This window comes from Kitasatospora sp. NPDC048298 (genome assembly GCF_043201465.1).
Classification (GTDB): domain Bacteria; phylum Actinomycetota; class Actinomycetes; order Streptomycetales; family Streptomycetaceae; genus Kitasatospora.
Map to the genome: position 1 here is coordinate 31,788 of NZ_JBICYZ010000070.1, position 18,250 is coordinate 50,037.

The following is an 18,250-nucleotide window of genomic DNA, read 5'->3' on the forward strand; positions in this document are numbered from 1 at the left end:
CCATGAGCGACACCACCACCATCCGCTGGGAGCAGGACCAGGACGGCGTGGTCACCCTCGTCCTCGACGACCCCACCCAGTCCGTCAACACCATGAACGAGGCCTTCGTCGCCGACTTCGAGGCCGTCGTCGAGCGGCTGGCGGCCCTGGCCTCCCAGGAGTCCTCCCCGGACGCGCTGCGCGGCGTGGTGATCACCTCCGGCAAGAAGACCTTCTTCGCCGGGGGAGACCTGCGGATGCTCTCCGCCGCCCGCCCCGAGGACGCCGAGGCCGTCTTCGAGAAGTCCATGCGGATCAAGCGTTCGCTGCGCAAGCTGGAGACCCTCGGCAAGCCGGTCGTCGCCGCCGTCAACGGCAGCGCGCTCGGTGGCGGCCTGGAGATCGCCCTCGCCTGCCACCACCGGATCGCGCTCGACACCCCCGCCAGCCGGATCGGCCTGCCCGAGGTCACCCTCGGCCTGCTGCCGGGCGGCGGCGGTGTGGTCCGTACGGTCCGGCTGTTCGGCATCACCGATGCCCTGCTGAAGTTCCTCGTCCAGGGCCGCCAGTACCGCCCGGCGCAGGCGCTGTCGCATGGACTGGTGCACGAACTGGTCGACACCCCCGAGGAGTTGGCCGCCCGCGCGAAGGCCTGGATCGAGGCCAACCCGAACGCCGTCCAGCCCTGGGACGTCAAGGGCTACAAGATCCCCGGCGGCACCCCGGCCACCCCGGCCTTCGCCGCCAACCTGCCCGCCTTCCCGGCCAACCTGCGCAAGCAGCTCAACGGCGCTCCCTACCCGGCCCCGCGCAACGTCCTCGCCGCCGCCGTGGAGAGCGCGCAGGTGGACGTCGACACCGCGATGGCCATCGAGGCCCGCTACTTCACCGAGCTGGCCTGCGGGCAGACCAGCGCGAACATGATCCAGGCGCTGTTCTTCGACATGCAGGCGGTCAACTCCGGCGCCGGGCGGCCGAAGGGCGTCGAGAAGCGACTGGTCCGCAAGGTCGCGGTGCTCGGCGCCGGGATGATGGGCGCGGGCATCGCCTACGCCTGCGCCAGGGCCGGCATCGAGGTCGTGCTCAAGGACGTGAGCCTGGAGGCCGCCGAGCGCGGAAAGGCCTACTCCGAGGGGCTGTTGAACAAGGCCGTCGCCCGCGGGCGCTCCACCGAGGCCAAGCGCGACGAACTGCTGGCCCGGATCACCCCCACCGCCGAGGCCACCGACCTGGCCGGCTGCGACGCGGTCATCGAGGCCGTCTTCGAGAACACCGAGCTCAAGCACAAGGTGTTCCAGGAGATCGAGGGCGTCGTCGGCCCCGACGCGCTGCTCTGCTCCAACACCTCCACCCTGCCGATCGGCCTGCTCGCCGAAGGCGTCGAGCGCCAGGGCGACTTCATCGGCCTGCACTTCTTCTCGCCGGTCGACAAGATGCGGCTGGTCGAGATCATCCGCGGGCCGCAGACCGGCGACGAGGCGCTGGCCCGCGCCTTCGACCTGGTCCGGCAGATCGACAAGACCCCGATCGTGGTCAACGACTCCCGCGGCTTCTTCACCTCGCGGGTGATCGGCCAGTTCCTCAACGAGGGCGTCGCCATGGTCGGCGAGGGCGTCCACCCGGCCAGCATCGAGCAGGCCGCCGCCCAGGCCGGCTACCCCGCCAAGGTGCTCTCCCTGATGGACGAGCTCACCCTCACCCTGCCGCGCAAGATCCGCGACGAGCACCGGCGTTCGGTGGAGGCCGCCGGCGGCACCTGGACGCCGCACCCGGCGGACGCCGTGGTCGACCGGATGGTCGACGAGTTCGGCCGCCCGGGACGCAGCGGCGGCGCGGGCTTCTACGAGTATGGCGAGGACGGCAAGCGCGGGCGGCTCTGGCCGGGGCTGCTGGAGCACTTCGGCGGTTCTTCCGGCGGTTCTGTCGTTGGTTCTGGGGTTGGTTCTGGGGTCGGTTCTGCCGCTGAGGTTCCGTTCGAGGACCTCAAGGAGCGGATGCTGTTCAGTGAGGCGCTGGACTCGGTGCGCTGCCTGGAGGAGGGCGTGCTGACCTCCGTCGCCGATGCCAACGTCGGCTCGATCCTCGGCATCGGGTTCCCGGCCTGGACGGGCGGCGTGTTCCAGTACATCAACGGGTACGAGGGCGGACCGGCCGGCTTCGCGGCCCGCGCCCGCGAACTCGCCGCCGCGTACGGCGAGCGGTTCGCACCGCCGGCGCTGCTGGAGCGGGTCGCGGCCGAGGGGCGGACCTTCACGGACTGAGCCGCGCTCCCAGCCGGGGCCGGTGAGGCCGCAGGCGCCGTGCGACGCGCGGCGCCTGCGGCCTGCGGTCCGGCCTGCGGTCCGTGGTCACCGGTGTGCGGTCTGTGGTGTGCGGTCCGGGGTCCGCGGTCCGCGACCTCACCGGGCTTCCGCTACCGCTCCGGGCCCGGCTCCTGGCTCAACTCCTCGTCCAGTTCGTCCCGCAGGGACCGCTGGAAGGCCGTGACCAGGGCTTGCGCCACCATCGGCTGGATGTGGTCCGTCAGCGCCCGCATCCGGGCCAGCTCCTCCGGCGCGGGCTCGCTCTCCCGGTACGGCTTCCACGCCGTCTCGCGGAACAGCCGGTGCAACTCCCGTGCCGTCGCCCGACTGTGCTCCAACACCACCGCCCGGGCGGCCAGCAGCGTCTCCAGCGGGATGGGTACGTCCAGGATCCGCACGCCCAGCGGCAGCAGCCCGGGATCCACCCGGAACACCTCCGGATCCGCCGTCCGCTCCAGCGCCCCCATCGCGGCGAGCCGTTCGACCTGCTCCTCCGCCAGCCCCCGCCCGGCCCGCCGCTCCAGCTGCGCCCTGGTGGCCTCCTCCGGGGTCTCCGGCGTCCAGGACGCCACCAGCGCACGGTGGATCGCCAGGTCCAGCGGCGTGCTGTCCTCCGGCAGCCGCGCCAGGTACCGCTCGATCGCGGCCAGCGTCAGCCCCTGCCGCTGCAACTCCTCGATCAGCTCCAGCCGGTCCAGGTGCGCCGCCCCGTACAGCCCCACCCGCCGCGGCCCCAACTCCGGCGGCGGCAGCAGGCCCTTCGTTCCGTAGAACCGCACCGTCCGCACCGTCACCCCGGCCCGGGCCGCCAGCTCGTCCACCGTCAACCGCAGCCCGGCCCCCGCCCCGCCGTGCTCCCCCATCTGCCGCCTCCCGCGCTGGCACACTCCTGCTGTGACAGCAGCAGTGTGACAGTGCCGTCCCGGCCGGTCCACCGATGGGGGAGGGGCGGTGGACGATGGGCGGTGCTTGGTGGGCGTAGGCGTAGGCGTGCGCGTGGGCGTGGGGCCGGGGGTGAGGCGTACGGGTGCGGATACGCCGACGCCCCTGCCTTCCGCCGGGCCGGTGTCCGGCGGAAGGCGAAGGGCGTCGGGCGTCGGGCGGGGCGTCGGGTGGAGGCGCCGGGAGGGGTCAGGCGAGGGCGGCGTGGTGGCGGCGGGTGACCTCGGGGTGGGCCCGGGTGTAGCCCTTCCACTCGTTGAGGCCGAAGTCGGCGAAGAGCGGGTTGTCCGGGTCCTCGGTGGCGCCGGGGGCGTGGTGGGCGAGCGGGAAGTTCAGCGGCTCGACGTGGGCGTCGAGGCGGGGGTTGTAGAAGAACGGCACGGAGAAGCGCTCGCGGGCGCCGGGCGGGCTCACCACGCGGTGGCTGGTGGCCTTGAGGTAACCGTCCGTGGCCACCTCCAGCAGCTCGCCGAGGTTGACGACGAAGGCGCCGTCGAGGGGCGGGACGTCGAGGAAGGTGCCGTCCGCGCGCTCGACCTGGAGGCCGCCGACGGTGTCCTGCAGCAGCAGGGTGATGAAGCCGTAGTCCTTGTGGGAGCCGACGCCCTGGCCGGCGCCGTCCGGGGCGGTGCCGGGGTAGCGGACCAGCTTGAGACGCAGGTGGGGGTGGCCCGCGAAGGCCTCGTCGTAGAAGTCGGGGCGGGCGCCGATCGCGGTGAGGAGTTCGTGCAGCAGACGGCGGGCGACCTCTCCGAGGTGGTCGATCCAGCCGAGCGTGGCGGTGCGCAGCTCGGGGAGCGCCTCGGGCCACTGGTTGGGCCCCTCCAGCCACCAGTACGGGGGCTCGCCGCCGCTGGGGACGCGCGGGGGCAGCTCGGCGCCGATGTCCAGCTGGTCGCGCCAGTCCTGGTTGCCGCCGGTGCGCTCGTCGCCGGTGCGGGTGTAGCCCCGGTAGTGGGGGGAGTTGAGGTTGCTCACGGCGAGCCGGTCGGCCTCGGGGAGCGCGAAGAAGGCGCGCATGGCCCGGGTGAGCGCGGTCGTCTCCTCCGGGGTGACGCCGTGACCGACGAGCTGGAAGAAGCCGACGCCGGTGGCCGCGGTGCGGAGCTCGTCGTGCAGGCGGCGGCGGTCGTCCGGGCTGCCGTCGGCGAGCGAGAGGTCGATCACCGGGAGGGCGTCCGCCGGGGAGTTCGCCGGGGCGTCTGCAGGGGCGTCCGTCGGAGTGGAGCCGGTACCGGTCTCGGATATGGGCGTGTACTGCTGCGTCATGTGTGACATCCGCTGGGTCTCGTCCCGGCTGGTCCCGGTGGTCGACCGGGGACGGCCGGAGCTGCGCCTGGTGCGGCGGGTGCTCCGGGAGCCGGGAGGTGGCGGCGGCCGGGCAGGGGCCGCCGGTGAGGGTGGGTGGCGCGAGGTTCAGCCGGAGCGTCGACAGGACATGGTCGTCACGCGGAGCAGGTCCACGTGGCGGCGGCGAACAAGGATGAGCACCTCACCAGCGTAATTGACCCGTTCTGCGGCGGGCGAGCCCCCTGCAGCGGAGGGCCGCTCGCCACTTGTCGGTGATCTATCAAGTTGTGGGGTGGCGGGCGACGGTGCCGGAGTGCGGCCGCTTATGGCTCCCTTCGGATGGCGGGCCCCTTCGGATGGCAGGCTCCTTCGGGTAGTGGACCCCTTCGGATGGACGATCCCTTGGCGGCTCCCTTCAGGACTTGTTGAGGTAGGCCAGGACGGCGAGGACCCGGCGGTTGTCGTCGTCGGAGGGCTGGAGGTCGAGCCGGACGAAGATCGACGCGGTGTGCTTGGCGACGGCTCGCTCGGTGATCACCAGCTGCTGGGCGATCGCCGCGTTGGACCGCCCCTCCGCCATCAGCGCCAGCACCTGCCGCTCGCGCGGGGAGAGGGTGGAGACCGGGCCGGCCGAGGAGTTGTGGGTGAGCAGCCTGGTGATCACCTCCGGATCCATCGCGGTGCCGCCCTGGGCGACCCGTCGTACGGCGTCGATGAACTGGGTGCCGTCCATCACCCGGTCCTTGAGCAGGTAGCCGATCCCGCCGGTGCTGCCGGCCAGCAACTCGCGGGCGTACAGCTGCTCCACGAACTGCGACAGCACCAGGACGGGCAGGCCCGGGTGAGCCCGGCGGGCCGCCAGCGCGGCCCGCAGCCCCTCGTCCGTGAAGCCCGGTGGCAGCCGGACGTCCACCACGGCGATGTCGGGCCGGTCCGCGGCCACCGCGGCGAGCAGTTGCTCGCCGTCCTCCACCGCCGCGGTGACCTTCATGCCGTTGGCCTCCAGCAGCCGAGTCAGGCCGTCCCGGAGGAGGAAGAGGTCTTCGGCGATGACAACGCGCACGGGATCTCCAGGTTCACGATGGTCGGTCCGCCGGACGGGCTGCTGATCGCGAGCACCCCGTCGAAGGCGGCCAGGCGGCGTTCGGTTCCGCTGAGGCCGGTTCCCCGGGACGGCTCGGCGCCGCCGCGCCCGTCGTCGGTGACCGATATCCGCAGCAGCCCGTCACTGTGCCCTATCTCGATCCACACGTGCGAGGCCCCGGCGTGCTTGACCACGTTGGCCAGCAGCTCCGTCACCGCGAAGTAGGCGGCTGACTCCACCGGGGCCGGCGCCCGGCCGGGCAGGCTTCCGGTGAAGCCGACCGGCAGCGGCAGGTCCAGCGCCGTCGCCTGCACCGCGTCGGCCAGGCCGCGGTCGGCGAGCACCGGGGGATGGATGCCGCGGACCAGGTCCCGCAGCTCGCCCAGCGCCTTCACCGAGGACAGCCGGGCCTCGGCCAGCAGCGGCCCGAGGGCGTCCGGGTCGTGCTTCAGCTGCTCGGCCACCGTCAGCAGCATGCCCAGCGCCACCAGCCGGGCCTGCGCCCCGTCGTGCAGGTCCCGCTCGATCCGGCGCAGCTCGGCCGCTCCGGCGTCGATGGTGTCCGCCCTGGTCCGTGCGAGATGGCTGACCTGGCGGGCGAGCTCGACCCGCCGGGACGGCCCGAGCAGGGCCCGGGCGGCCTTCTCGTGGATCCTCAGGACCGGTGGCGCGGCCCACAGGGCGGCCAGCGGGGAGATGGTCAGGCCCATCGAGTAGACGACGCCCAGGGCGAAGAACCGTTCGTTCCGGCCGAAGACCTCCAGGGCGATCGGCGCCAGCAGGACGATCACGGCGACGAGCAGCACGGTGGTGCCGGTGAGCAGCGTCCAGGCGAAGTCCCGCCACGTTGCCGGGTCGGTGAGCCAGCCGCCGGCCCGCAGCCGCTGCCAGGGCCCGGCCCCGGCCGGACCGCGGTACGGCACCGGGATCGGCCGCCCGCTCCACTTCCCGACCGTCCGCCTGCTCTCCGTCGCGATCCAGCGGGCGCCGAACAGCCCGAGCACCACCAGCGAGGGCGCCATCCAGAGCGAGCCGGCCCGGCCGCCGGGGGCGGCACCGCCGTAGAGGTGCGCCGCCATCAGCGCTATCGCCCCCGGGGCGAACAGCGCGGCGCCGAGCGCCCGGCCGCCGCCCCCGGTGGCCCAGCACAGCGCCCAGAGGGTGACCGGCGCCATCGGCACCGCCAGGATCAGCGGCCCGCCCGGGTGGAAGTCCCGGGGATCGTCCGGACCGAACAGCGCGGTGGCCAGCAGGACCGGCCCCGCCAGCAGCGCGAGGAGGCCCGTCACGGCCAGCGTCACCGCGTACCAGGCACGCACCCCGTCCGCGCAGGCCCGGCCGACCCGCAGGGCCGCCCCGTTCAGCACTCCCGCGTTCATGACGCGCCCCCATTCCCTTCCGAGACCCCCGTCCGGAGGCCTCGAGGCCACGGCTCCGGAGCCCCCCGTGGGCCCCGGTTCCGATCTTTCGCTGGGTCAGTCTGCCCGGCCGGAGCCTCCGGCGCTCTAGGCCTGAACACCCAGTTCGGGGTGTATCTGGATACACCCCGAGGAGGCCGTCCAGACGGCTGTCGGCACCCCGCCGCGGATTCGTAGCGTGATGTTCCGTCAGCCGGACCGGGATTCCCGGTGCCGGATCTCGAACCGTGGAGGGCCCGTGAACGCGCCGATCATCCGGATCCGCGGCGTCAGCAAGACGTACGACCGATCCGACGCCGCCCGCCCCGCCCTGGCCGGGCTCGACCTGGAGGTCAGGGCCGGCGAGGCGCTGGCCGTGCTCGGCCGATCGGGCAGCGGCAAGTCCACCCTGCTGAACCTGATCGCCGGCCTCGACCGCCCGAGCGAGGGCGAGGTGGAGGTGGACGGCGTGGCCGTGCACCGGCTCGGCGAGGCCGCGCTGGCCGAGTACCGGCGGGCGCGGATCGGCATGGTGTTCCAGTTCTTCAACCTGCTGGACGACCTGAACGCGGAGGACAACGTGATGCTCCCGGCCCAGCTGGCCGGGATGCGGCGGGAGCAGGCCCGGGCCCGGGCCGGGGAGCTGCTGGAGCGGCTGGGGGTGGCCCGGCACGCCAAGGCCTTCCCCGGCCGGCTCTCCGGCGGCGAGCGCCAACGGGTCGCGGTGGCCCGGGCGCTGATGAACCGCCCGCCGCTGCTGCTGGCCGACGAGCCCACCGGGGCGCTGGACACGGCCTCGGCCGCCGACGTCCGCGACCTGCTGCGCGGTCTGAACGCGGACGGCCAGACGATCCTGCTGGTCACCCATGACACCGCGCTCGCCGAGGGCTGCGCCGACCGGACGATCGAACTGCTCGACGGCCGGCTGGTCAGGGACACGGCCGCCCTGCCGGTACCGGGCGGTGGCCGATGAGCGCGCTCGGCAAGGTGGTGCGCGCCGGGGTCGGCCGCCGGCGGGTGCAGACCCTGGTCATGGTGCTCACCACGATGATGTCGGTGACGGCGTGCATCCTCGCGCTCGGGCTGCTGGTCGCCGCCCGGGGCCCGTACCAGCGCTCCTTCGCCGACCAGCACGGCGCCCACCTCAACGTGCTGTACGACCAGGCCAAGGCGAGCCCGGCCCAGCTCGCCGCGGCGGCCCGCGTGCCGGGCGTGACGGCCTCGGCCGGCCCCTACCAGGCGGTCACCGTCCAGCCGCGCTCCGGCCCAGGCACCAGGATCCCGCCGGCCGGGAGCCCCCTGCCGCCGACGACGCTGGTCGGCCGCGGCGAGAAGGGCGCGCTGGACGATCTGCGGATCACCGAGGGCCGCTGGGTCGCAGGCCCCGGGGAGGTGGTGTTCCTGGACGGGCACTCCCCGCTGGCGGTCGGCGACACCATGGAGTTCCCAGGCCTTCCGGGGCACCCGACGCTCAAGGTCGTCGGCCTGGCGGCCTCGGTCTCCTGGAGCGCGGACGGCTGGGTCGCCCCCGAGCAGGTGCCCGGGTTGACGGCGCCCGGCACCACGCCCGCCGCCCAGTACCTCTACCGCTTCGCCCACGCCGACAGCGACGCCGAGGTGGAGGTCGACCGCGCCGCGCTCGCCGGCGCCGTCCCGGCCGGGGCGCTCGCCAAGGCCACCTCCTACCGGCCCGTCCAGGAGGAGGCGAACCGGACGGCCTCGACGTTCGTCCCGTTCGTCACGGCCTTCGGGGCGCTCGGGCTGGCCATGTCGGTGCTGATCATCGGCGTCGTGGTCAGCGGCGCCGTCAGCGCCGCCACCCGGCGGATCGGCATCCTCAAGTCCCTGGGCTTCACCCCGGCCCAGGTGGTGCGCGCCTACGTCGGCCAGGCGCTGATCCCCGCCGGGGTCGGCACGGCGCTCGGGGTACTCCTCGGCAACCTGCTGTCCGTCCCGGTCCTCGGGCTGGCCCACAAGGCCCTGCGCGGCGGACTGCTCGGCATCCCGGTCTGGGTGGACGTCGTGGTCGCGGTGGTGGCCCTGGGGGCTGTGGCGGGCACCGCGCTGGTGCCGGCGCTGCGGGCCGGGCGGCTGCGGACGGTGGAGGCGCTCGCGGTCGGCCGGACGGCGCCGGGCGCCAAGCGGGCGGCCGCCCGCGGCGCGGCCGACGGGGCCGGGGCGGCCGGCCCGCTGTCCCGGGCACAGGAGCTGATCGGCCGACTTCCGGTGCCACGGGCCCTCAGCCTCGGACTGGCCTCCCCGCTCAACCGGCCGGGCCGTTCGGCGACCACGGGTGCCGCCGTGGTACTCGGCACGGTCGGGGTCACCCTCTGCGTGGGCCTGACGCTCTCGCTGAGCTCCCTCCAGGACGGCCTGATGGCCGGCCGCGCGGGCAAGGTGGTGGTCCAGGCCCCGATCGAGGGCTCCGCGCCGTTGGCCGACCAGGTGGACGAGGCGGCCGTGGCCAAGGCCATCGACTCCCGCCCGGGCACCCGGGCCTGGTACAGCAGCGCCCCGACCCCGGTCGCCCTGGCCGGCAACACCGGGCGCTCCGAGGTGGTCGCGCTCAGCGGAGACGCTTCCTGGAGCGGCTTCCAACTGATCTCCGGCCGTTGGTTCCAGGGCCCCGGCGAGGTCGTGGTGGCCGCCGCCTACCTGCGGGCCAACCAGGCGAAGGTCGGTGACACCGTCACCCTCACCGACCACGGACGCAGCACCCCGGCGAAGATCACCGGCGAGGTTCTGGCCACCAACGACCTGGTGTTCACGGACCGGTCCACACTGGTGCCGCTCGGCGGCGCGATCCACGCCGAGGCGCTCACCTTCCACATCGACCTCACCCCGGGTACCGACGCACAGGCCTACGCCGAAGGGCTGGACCAGGTCGTGAAACCCCTGGGCCTGGGCGCCGACCTCGGCGGGGAGCACCTCAACATCGTGGTGCTGGCGATGAACACCCTGGCGGGCACGCTCACACTGCTGCTCTCCGTGGTGGCGGGGCTCGGAGTGCTGAACACCGTGCTGCTGGACACCAGGGAACGGGTGCACGACCTCGGGGTGCTCAAGGCACTCGGGATGTCACCCCGGCAGACCGTCGGCATGGTGCTCACCTCGGTCTGCGCCAGCGGGCTGGCGGCCGGGCTGATCGGGGTCCCGCTCGGCATCCTGGTGCACCACCAGGTGATGCCCGCGATGGCCCGAGCCGCCGGAATCGGTGTGCCGGACGCCGACCTCGCCGTGTTCGACCCCTCGGTGGCGGGGCCGCTGATACTCGGCGGCCTGGTGCTGGCCCTGCTCGGAGCCGTCCTCCCGGCCACCTGGGCGGCCCGCACCAGGACGGTCACGGCGCTGCGGACGGAGTGACGGCGGGGGAGAGAGGAGAGGACACGCCCTGCGCCCGGCTTCTGCCAGGGAGCCCAGGGGAGCCCCCGGTAAGGCTCCCCGGCAGAGCCGGACCGGACCGAGCCGGACCGGACCGAGCTGGACTGGACCGAGTCAGGCCGGGCCGAGCCGAGCGGGATCGGACAGAGCCGATCCCGCCCGAGCCGGACGGGCAGCCCAGCGCGACCAAAGATCGCGCGTCGGCCCGGCCGCCCGACCAGGCCCGACTCAGGACAGCCGAGCCGCTGCGTACGCCTCCATGGCGGCGCGCTGGTACGCGGCCAGGCCCGGGGCGATGGCCTCGTACGCGGCACTCCACTGCTCGTTCTCGGTGCAGGAACGGGCGATCGCCAGGTACTCCTCGGTCGGGACGGACCGGATGGTGCGCAGCAGCTGGTACTCCTCGTCGATCGTGCTCTGCACGGGCGCGGCGTCGGCCGGGTGGCCGGCCGTCATCAGCTCCGCCAGGTGGATCATGCGGGCGGTCCGCTCGCGCTGTCCGGCCTCGATCTCGGCCGGGGTCATCGCGGCCGTCGCGCGCCGGGCCGCCTCGGCGTGCTCGGGGAAGTCCCGCAGGCTCGCGTCGACGTCGTCGGGCTGGATGCCCTCGAAGAGGTTTTCGGGGCGGTTGATGGTCATGGGCGTGCCGTCCTTCCGGGCGCGTTCCAGGTCGGCGATCGTGCGGGAAACGGTGGCGGCCAGGGCGTCGAGCCGGTCGCGCTCGGCGACCAGCCGCCGACGGTGGCCCCGCAGGGCCTCCAACTCGTCCACCTGATCGCCCAGGATCCGGGCGATCTCGGTCAGCCCCACGCCCAGCGCCCGCAGTACCAGGACCTGTTGCAGCTGGAGCAACTGCCGCTCCTCGTAGTAGCGGTGGCCGTTGGAGCCGATCCAGGCCGGGGGCAGCAGCCCGATCTCGTCGTAGTGCCGCAGTGTTCGGGCAGTCACTCCGGACATCCGGGCCACTTCGGCGATGGGCCAGGCCATGGTCCGCCTCCCTCGTCTCCACGTCGCACGTTCGCATGGACCGGGGCCGGTTCTCCGGCCCTGGTCACGACGGTAGAAGCTGCCGCTGCGGCAGCTTCAAGCCCGAGGGCGCCCCGCCGCCAGCGCGCCGGCTACGCCTCGCCGAACCAGTCCAGGGACTGTCCGTGCGGCCCCGTGAACGCGACCGGCCGTTCGTCCAGGGCGAGCACGAACAGACCGGAGCCGGCCGGTGCCGGGCGGGGGAGGCGTCGGGCGACGGTCGGCAGTACCGAGACCGCCTCATTGGAGATCCAGTGCCCGGAAAGCCCGCGCATCGTCGCCGCGAACTCCTCCCGCCCCTCCGGCGGCAGGTACGCGAGCACCGCGCTGTGGAACACCACCGGAGTCGCCCCCGCCGGAGCCTGCGCCACCAACTCCCGTACCGTCGCGTTGAGATCGCCGCGCACCAGCAACGGCGGTTCGGCCCGGGCGACCCGGACGGCGCCGCGCAGCCGGTCCAACCGGTGGGTCTGCTCGGGCCAGACCAACGATTCCAGCCAGCGCATGTCCTCCTCGGCCCGCACGTCCAGCGGATTGAGGTCGATCCCGGCCCGCCAGACCACCTCGGGCAGCCGCTCCCGAAGGGAGCCGGGGAACGACACCGGCCCGGTCACCGTGCAGTCCAGCGTCACCGGGCTCGCCGCCGCGCCGAACTCAGCGCCGAACGCAGTGTCGAACTCGGCGCCGAACTCGGCGACGGTGGCGCCGGCACCAAGCCCGACTCCCTCCCCCTCCCCGGCCAGGAAGCGGTACCGATACCGGTACCGGTCCGGGTACAGGCAGAGCCCCGCCGAGGCGCCCACCTCGATCAGGGCAAGCGGTTGCGGCAGCGCGGCCAGCAGCGGCAGCAGGGTGGCGCAACGGCCCGCCTCGTTGGTCTGCGTCCGTCGCTCCAGCATCGTCGCCGAGACCTCGGCCCAGTGCTCCGCCACCCAGCCGTTGAAGGCCGACCAGCCGTCCGTCACCGGCCCACCCAGGTGCCGTACCGCGCCGAACAGCAGGTTCGGCTGCCGCTTCGCGGCCGGAAGACCGTCGAGCAGCGCACACAACTGCCCGTCCCCGGCGACGCGTTCGGCCAGCTCCTGGTAGACCGGTGAGTTGCCGCGCGCCTCCCGCTCCGCGAACGCCTGGTAGAGGTCCCCCGTGTCGCTGCGCATCCCCCACACGTCCTTCCGACGCCTTCTCGAGTGATCGAATCGGCCCAGACTACGCCCGGTCCGACGTGCCGCCCTCCGCCCGGAACAGATCCGGAACCGGCCCGGAACCGACCCAGAACCGGCCCGTGGCCATGCCGACGGAAGGCCATGCCGACCGAGGACCGCGCCGACGGAAGGCCACGCCGACCGGACGCGCTCAGCCGAGCAGACCGCCCATGTGCCCGTCCTCGGCGAGCAGCCGCCACGAGCAGCCGGGCGAGGCGAACGCCTCGGGGTCGACGGCCTCTACCAGCCCGTCCACCACCGCGCTCAGCAGCGCCTGCGGATCGAACACCGCCCAGGTCTCCCGGGCCCGGCCGTACTCCCAGCGGTCCCACTCGGCGCGCAGCCGCTCGTACGTCCAGAGGGAGTAGAGCAGGGCGGAGAGGTCACGGTTCAGGTAGGCCTCGGGCTGGCCGTCGTCGTACCAGTCCGGCAGCTCCAGTCGGCCGGTGGCGCCGTCCAGGGCGATCGTCAGATCGGTCGGCCAGTCTCCGAGGGCGAGGAACTCCCGCTGGTACGGGCGCTCCTCCTCACCGTCGAAGTACTCGGGATACGCCTCGCCCATGGTGACCAGCGGCTCATCGCACACCCCGAACATCGCCCCGCCCAGCGGCAGGCCGACCTCGGTCAGCAGCCGTCGGGTCGGCCCGTGCACCAGGGCGGCGGGCAGGTCCTCGGGCCGGAAGAGGTGTACCCGGCCGGGGCCGCCGTCCTGGTCCGTCAGCGCCGCCAGCTCCGCCACCAGCTCCGGGGCCACCTCGTACGCGGGCCCGCCCGGGCCGCCCGGCAGCGCACCCCAGCCCAACGCCCGCACCAGCAGCGCGGTGCCCCAGTGCGGGGGTGGGGCTGAGCCGTCGCCGAACAGCCCGGGGTCGATCTCCCGCATCCGTCGCTCGGCCTCCGCCAGCACCTCGGCCATCACGGTCGGGCCGCGCCGCCCGTCCAGTGCCGCCGGGCGCCGGGCCGCCTCGGCCACCGCGTCCACCTCGCGCACCAGGCCCGCCAGCGCGGCGACGCCGGAGGCCAGCAGGTCCCGCCGTGGGCCGCTGTTGTCCAGGAAGACCTCACCGGTCACCCCGTCCAGCAGCACCAGGCTGCCGTCGGCGGCGAACGGTGTGGAGTACGCCGTCTCCCCGAGGACGAACAGCCGCTCCGCCTCTGCGGAGACCGCCGCCGGCTCCCCGTCTCCGAGCACCTCGAAGTCCAGGAACGCCCCGGTCTCCGGCAGCCCCTCCCGCGCCAGGAACTCCCGACTCCCCGCGTGTACCACCCCAGCCGGAAGCTCCACCACCCGCTGACACCCCACGTGCCCCACCTCTCCCGGCCTACCCCGTGACCCCCAGACCCTAGCGGCCCGCCCCGACAGCACCGGGGCACTCGCCGGGCGGGGCAGCCGGTGGGAGCCGACCGGTTGCTGCGGCGCCGGGCCCTTTGCGGCGGCTCAGACCCTCCCCGCCTCACCCCCGCGAACCTCGCCTCACCCCCGCGAGCCTCGCCTCACCCCCGCTGAACCCCGCCCCCTTCCTCCTCAGCCGAGGCCGCCGGCCTCCCGGGCCGCCTGCTCCACGCGGTCGCGGTGGGCCCGCCACCAGTCGGCGTCGCCGGGGGCGGTGTTGGCGCCGTCGGAGCGCTGGCCGGTGGCGCCGTCCACGAGTTCGCGGACCAGGTCGGCGTGGCCGACGTGACGGTGGGTCTCGGCGATCATGTGGACGAGCACCCGGTGGAGGGTCTGCTCGTGGCGGGCACCGAACGGCACCTTGCCGACGGCGTCCAGCGGCAGGGCCTCGATGGTGGCGTCGGAGTGGGCCCAGACCCGTCGGTAGCGCCCGACGATCTCCTCGGTGCTCTCGTCCGCCCGCGCCCACATGTCGCCGTTGGGCTCGGTCTGTCCGGTGATCCACACGGGGGCCGGTTCGGGGAAGAGACGGCCGAAGGTGTCGCCGAAGTACAGCGCCTCGGCGCCGGTGACGTGCTTGACCAGGCCCAGCAGGTTGGTCCCGGTGGGGGTGAGCGGGCGGCGCAGGTCGTACTCGGAGAGGCCTTCGAGCTTCCAGAGCAGGGCGTCGCGGGCATCCTGGATGTAGATCCGGAGATCGTTCTTGTCGTCGGTCGAAGTCATGGGACCAGTCTGTTGGCCGCGGGATGCCTGTCCATCGGTTTCCCGTCCCGGCCGGCCACGGCCGTCCCGCTCGGTCCCGGCCGGCCGGGACCGAGCGTCAACACGTGCCATGATCAAGGCTGTTCACCGAACGTCAGGCCCCTTCGAAGGAGCGGAGATGACCGACGAGGCCTGGTCCTGGGACGAGACGCTGTTCGCCGGAACGGCCGCCCACTACACCCGCGGCAGACTCCCGTACGCCCCTGGACTGGCGGAGGCGTTGGTCGAGGAACTGGGGCTCGACGGGCGGGGACGGCTGCTCGACGTGGGGTGCGGGCCGGGCACGCTGGCGCTGGGCCTGGCGCACCTGTTCGGTGAGGTCGTCGGGGTGGACCCGGACGCCGGGATGATCGCCGAGGCGCGCCGGGCGGGCGCCGCGGAGCCCAAGGCCACCTGGGTGCGGGCCCGGGCCGAGGAACTGCCGTCGGGGCTCGGCACCTTCACACTGGCGGTCTTCGGCCAGTCCTTCCACTGGATGGACCGCGACCTGGTGGCGGCGACCGTGCGGCGCATGCTGCGGCCCGGCGGCGCCCTGGCGCACATCTCGGACCTGAAGGGCGAACCGCGTCCCACCGAGGGGCTGCCGCACCCGCCGGTCCCGTACGCCGCGATCGGGGAACTGGTCCGGCGCTACCTCGGCCCGGTCCGCCGCGCCGGGCAGGGGCTGCTGCCGCACGGCACGCCGGACGACGAGGCCGCCGTCCTCGCCCGGGCGGGCTTCACCGGTCCGCGGCGGATCGTCGTCCCGGGCGGGCGGCCGCTGGAGCGCACGGCCGACGACGCGGTCGCGGGCGTCTTCGCGCTCTCCTCCTCGGCCCCGCACCTGTTCGCCGAGCGCCGTCCGGCCTTCGAGTCGGACCTCCGTCGACTCCTCGCCCGGACCTCGTCGTCGGGGCGCTTCTCGGAGCGGCAGCCGAGCAGCGAGGTGTTCGTCTGGCGCACGGCGGACGGGCGTTGACCATCAGGGAACTGACGGCCGGAGAGGTGGCGGCCAGGGAGCTGACGGTCAGGGAGGCGACAGCCTGGGCGGGGCGGACGGGCCCTGCCGGTCAGCGGACCACGTCGAAGACCTGCTTCTGGAGGCCGTTCCCGTACACCTCGTGCTCGACCAGCTTCAGCTTCTGGGCGTCCTTGTCCGTCGTGCTGAACATGCGCTTGCCGGCGCCGAGCAGCAGCGGGAAGACGAGCAGGTGGTAGCGGTCGATCAGGCCGGCGTCGGAGAGGGCGCGGTTCAGGGCGGCGCTGCCGTGGAGGATGATCGGGCCGCCCTCGGTCTCCTTCAGCGCGGCGACCTCGTCGAGCGAGCGCAGGATGGTGGTCTCGCCCCAGTTCGACACCAGGTCGTCCTCGGTGAGGGTGGTGGAGACGACGTACTTCGGCAGCGTCTTGTAGTGGGCGAACTCCGCCATGTCCGGCCACACCGGGCTGAACGCCTGGTAGCTGACCCGGCCGAGCAGCATCGCGGTGGCCTCCTCCTGTTCCCGCCCCTTGATCTCGAACGCCTCGGGGAGGAACTCGATGTCCTTGAAGGTCCAGCCGGAGTTCCGGTAGCCGGGTTCGCCGCCGGGGCCCTCGACCACGCCGTCGAGCGAGATGAAGGCGGTGCTGATCAGGGTGCGCATGAGTGGTTCCTCGGTTCTCTCGCGGGGCTGAGTCTGGGTCTGGGTCTGGGGCTGAGTCTGGGCCGGGATCGGGTCTGTCGGCCCGAAGGCCCGAAGTGGCAGGTCAGGCGAGGGCCTCGGCCAGCCACTGCTGCCAGGCGGCCTCGGCCTCGGCCTCGGCCCCGTCCGGAACCGGGCCGAAGAGGTGGTGGAACAGCAGCACCAGGCCGGAGCCGTGGTGGAAGGTGTAGAGCCCGTCGGCGGTACGGACCTCGACGCGTTCGTCGTCCGCCCAGACCACTTCGCCGTCCAGCGGCGGCAGGCCCGCCGGTTCCCCGTGGGCCCGCGTGCCCGTGGTGACCGGGAGCGGCAGCGACAGGGCGCGGGCGAGGAGGGCCCGGACCTCCGGTTCCGGCCGCCCGGCCGACGGCGCGGCGGCGAAGACGGGGACGGCGGTGCGTCCGGGGAAGTGGGTGAGGTACTCGTGGAGCGTGTGGAGGTGGAAGGGCCAGCCACGGCGCAGCGCGTCGTACTCGTCCTGCCAGTCGTCGCCGAGCAGGCCGCTGTGGACGACGCGGAGGACGGTGGCGCCGCCGTCCCGGCCCTCGATCAGGTACTCGAAGGCCATGAACCGGCCGTCCTCGCCGGTGGCCGTACGGGTGGCCAGGCGCTTGCCGGGCTCGTAGGCGGTGACGACCGCCTCCTCGCGGTGGCCCCCGGTCTCCATGACGGCGGTGCCGCCCTCGCGCGGGTCCAGCTCGTTGCGGCCCATGAACCAGGAGTCGATCCCCGGCCCGGTGGCGATCGCCTCCCAGACCTGTTCCGGGCTCGCCGGCAGGGAGGTCTCCAGCCCGATCTCGAACGGGTGGGTCATCGCGGGTCCTCCTGGTTCGGTGTGCTCCCGGCCTCGTCCGCCGCAGCGGCGATGTCCCCGGCCGCCACCTCGGCCCCGACCGGTTCCGTCCCCGCTCCGGCCTTGGCCTCGGCCTCGGCCTCGGGTGGTGCGGCGGGGATCTGGTGGAGTCCGACGACCACCCGGTGGCTGCGGCCCCCGGGCGCGGACTCGTCGTGGTAGCGGCTGACGAGGGTGGCCACGGACTGGGCCAGCTCCTCGGCGAAGGCGGCCCGGTCGGCGGCGGAGGCGAACCGCACCTGCGCGTCGATGCCGAAGCTGGCGACCCGCCGGCGGGCCCGGGAGGCTCCGGTCAGCAGGGCCCCGACCTCCTGCACCAGCCGGGAGCCGAGCGCCAGCAGCCAGCGGGCGGAGAGCTGGTCGGGGGAGCGGGTGGGGTCCGGGCTGACGGCGGCCAGGACGCTGGGGGAGATCACGTAGGAGGCCGCGGTGGCGCGGTACACCCGTTCGGTGACGTTGCCCTTGCGGCGCTCCTCGGCGAGTTCGACGAGGCCGTGCCGCTCCAGTTCCTTCAGGTGGTAGTTGACCTTCTGCCGGGGCAGTCCCAGCCGGGCGGCCAGCATGGCGGCCGAGGCGGGCTCGGTCAGGGCGGCGAGGAGGCGTGACCGCATCGGGTCCAGCGAGGCCTCGGCCGCGGCGGGTTCTTCGATCACGGCGACTTCCAGCACCGTTCCAGCTTCTATCCGACAAAAAAATTTGTCAAGGAAAAAACACTTGTCGGTAGTCCGGTCGGGCGAGCACCTTCACCCGCCCGCCGTCACCCGCCCGCCGTCACCCGCCCGGCGTCACCCGCCCGGCGTCACCCGCCCGGCGTCACCCGCCCGGCGCCGTCACCCGACGGCGTAACGGCGCCGACGTGCCTCCGGACCCGTCCTCCCGGTGTGTCTTGTGACAGCGAAGCTTCACCGTTTGTCACCGAAGTTTGATCACCGCTAGGTTCCTGCCATCGAGGTTTGACCGGGTGGGGTTGCTGGCGA

Annotated in this window: 15 protein-coding genes; 4 read left to right on the plus strand and 11 right to left on the minus strand. The window is 73.6% G+C overall.

The annotated features are described in order from the left end of the window. Positions 1–2: 2 nt before the first annotated feature. Positions 3–2,240: a 3-hydroxyacyl-CoA dehydrogenase NAD-binding domain-containing protein gene (locus tag ACGF0D_RS35610; protein ID WP_392923422.1), complete on the plus strand. Its 2,238-nt coding sequence runs from the start codon at positions 3–5 to the stop codon at positions 2,238–2,240. 152 nt (positions 2,241–2,392) lie between these two features. Here ACGF0D_RS35610 and ACGF0D_RS35615 read toward each other — a convergent pair whose 3' ends face one another. The 4 genes from ACGF0D_RS35615 to ACGF0D_RS35630 all read right to left on the minus strand — a co-directional run bounded on the left by ACGF0D_RS35615 (position 2,393) and on the right by ACGF0D_RS35630 (position 6,977). Next, the gene (locus tag ACGF0D_RS35615) at positions 2,393–3,145 is read right to left on the minus strand and encodes a MerR family transcriptional regulator (RefSeq protein WP_392923424.1); all 753 of its coding nucleotides are present in this window, start codon (positions 3,143–3,145) and stop codon (positions 2,393–2,395) included. A gap of 268 nt (positions 3,146–3,413) precedes the next feature. Continuing rightward, positions 3,414–4,502, minus strand: a complete 1,089-nt coding sequence (locus ACGF0D_RS35620; RefSeq protein WP_392923427.1) for an isopenicillin N synthase family dioxygenase — start codon at positions 4,500–4,502, stop codon at positions 3,414–3,416. A gap of 427 nt (positions 4,503–4,929) precedes the next feature. Then, complete coding sequence (locus ACGF0D_RS35625; protein WP_392868869.1) at positions 4,930–5,577, minus strand: response regulator; 648 nt, start codon at positions 5,575–5,577, stop codon at positions 4,930–4,932. Continuing rightward, positions 5,529–6,977: a histidine kinase gene (locus tag ACGF0D_RS35630; RefSeq protein ID WP_392923429.1), complete on the minus strand. Its 1,449-nt coding sequence runs from the start codon at positions 6,975–6,977 to the stop codon at positions 5,529–5,531. Before ACGF0D_RS35630 ends, ACGF0D_RS35625 begins: the two co-directional genes overlap by 49 nt. A 220-nt stretch (positions 6,978–7,197) precedes the next feature. Between ACGF0D_RS35630 and ACGF0D_RS35635 the strand changes: the two genes are divergently transcribed. Both ACGF0D_RS35635 and ACGF0D_RS35640 read left to right on the plus strand, forming a co-directional pair. After that, on the plus strand, positions 7,198–7,968 hold the full coding sequence (locus ACGF0D_RS35635; RefSeq protein ID WP_392870021.1) for an ABC transporter ATP-binding protein: 771 nt from the start codon (positions 7,198–7,200) through the stop codon (positions 7,966–7,968). Continuing rightward, positions 7,965–10,358, plus strand: coding sequence for an FtsX-like permease family protein (locus ACGF0D_RS35640; RefSeq protein ID WP_392923432.1), 2,394 nt, complete (start codon positions 7,965–7,967; stop codon positions 10,356–10,358). Before ACGF0D_RS35635 ends, ACGF0D_RS35640 begins: the two co-directional genes overlap by 4 nt. 246 nt (positions 10,359–10,604) lie before the next feature. On the opposite strand, the gene ACGF0D_RS35645 is transcribed toward ACGF0D_RS35640, so the two are convergent. From ACGF0D_RS35645 to ACGF0D_RS35660, 4 genes are all read right to left on the minus strand, one after another. After that, entirely contained in the window at positions 10,605–11,363 is a 759-nt protein-coding gene (locus ACGF0D_RS35645) for a MerR family transcriptional regulator (RefSeq protein ID WP_392923434.1), read from the minus strand. Positions 11,364–11,494: 131 nt separating this feature from the next. After that, positions 11,495–12,559 carry a DUF2332 domain-containing protein gene (locus tag ACGF0D_RS35650; protein WP_392868861.1) on the minus strand — a complete coding sequence of 355 codons (1,065 nt, stop codon included), beginning with the start codon at positions 12,557–12,559 and terminating at the stop codon, positions 11,495–11,497. 196 nt (positions 12,560–12,755) lie between these two features. Then, positions 12,756–13,970, minus strand: a complete 1,215-nt coding sequence (locus tag ACGF0D_RS35655) for an SUKH-4 family immunity protein (RefSeq protein WP_392923437.1) — start codon at positions 13,968–13,970, stop codon at positions 12,756–12,758. A 159-nt stretch (positions 13,971–14,129) separates the two neighbouring features. Continuing rightward, complete coding sequence (locus ACGF0D_RS35660) at positions 14,130–14,720, minus strand: DinB family protein (protein WP_392923439.1); 591 nt, start codon at positions 14,718–14,720, stop codon at positions 14,130–14,132. Between the two features lie 157 nt (positions 14,721–14,877). Between ACGF0D_RS35660 and ACGF0D_RS35665 the strand changes: the two genes are divergently transcribed. Continuing rightward, complete coding sequence (locus ACGF0D_RS35665) at positions 14,878–15,717, plus strand: class I SAM-dependent methyltransferase (protein WP_392923441.1); 840 nt, start codon at positions 14,878–14,880, stop codon at positions 15,715–15,717. 91 nt (positions 15,718–15,808) lie between these two features. Here ACGF0D_RS35665 and ACGF0D_RS35670 read toward each other — a convergent pair whose 3' ends face one another. The 3 genes from ACGF0D_RS35670 to ACGF0D_RS35680 form a co-directional block, all read right to left on the minus strand. Beyond that, positions 15,809–16,381 (minus strand): dihydrofolate reductase family protein, encoded by a 573-nt coding sequence (locus ACGF0D_RS35670; RefSeq protein WP_392868857.1) that lies wholly within the window; start codon positions 16,379–16,381, stop codon positions 15,809–15,811. A gap of 103 nt (positions 16,382–16,484) precedes the next feature. Beyond that, entirely contained in the window at positions 16,485–17,234 is a 750-nt protein-coding gene (locus ACGF0D_RS35675) for an SRPBCC domain-containing protein (RefSeq protein WP_392923444.1), read from the minus strand. After that, a complete protein-coding gene (locus ACGF0D_RS35680) occupies positions 17,231–17,941 on the minus strand; it encodes an ArsR/SmtB family transcription factor (RefSeq protein ID WP_392923447.1) in 711 nt (236 codons plus the stop codon). The genes ACGF0D_RS35675 and ACGF0D_RS35680 overlap by 4 nt, the downstream gene beginning before the upstream one ends. Positions 17,942–18,250 lie beyond the last annotated feature (309 nt).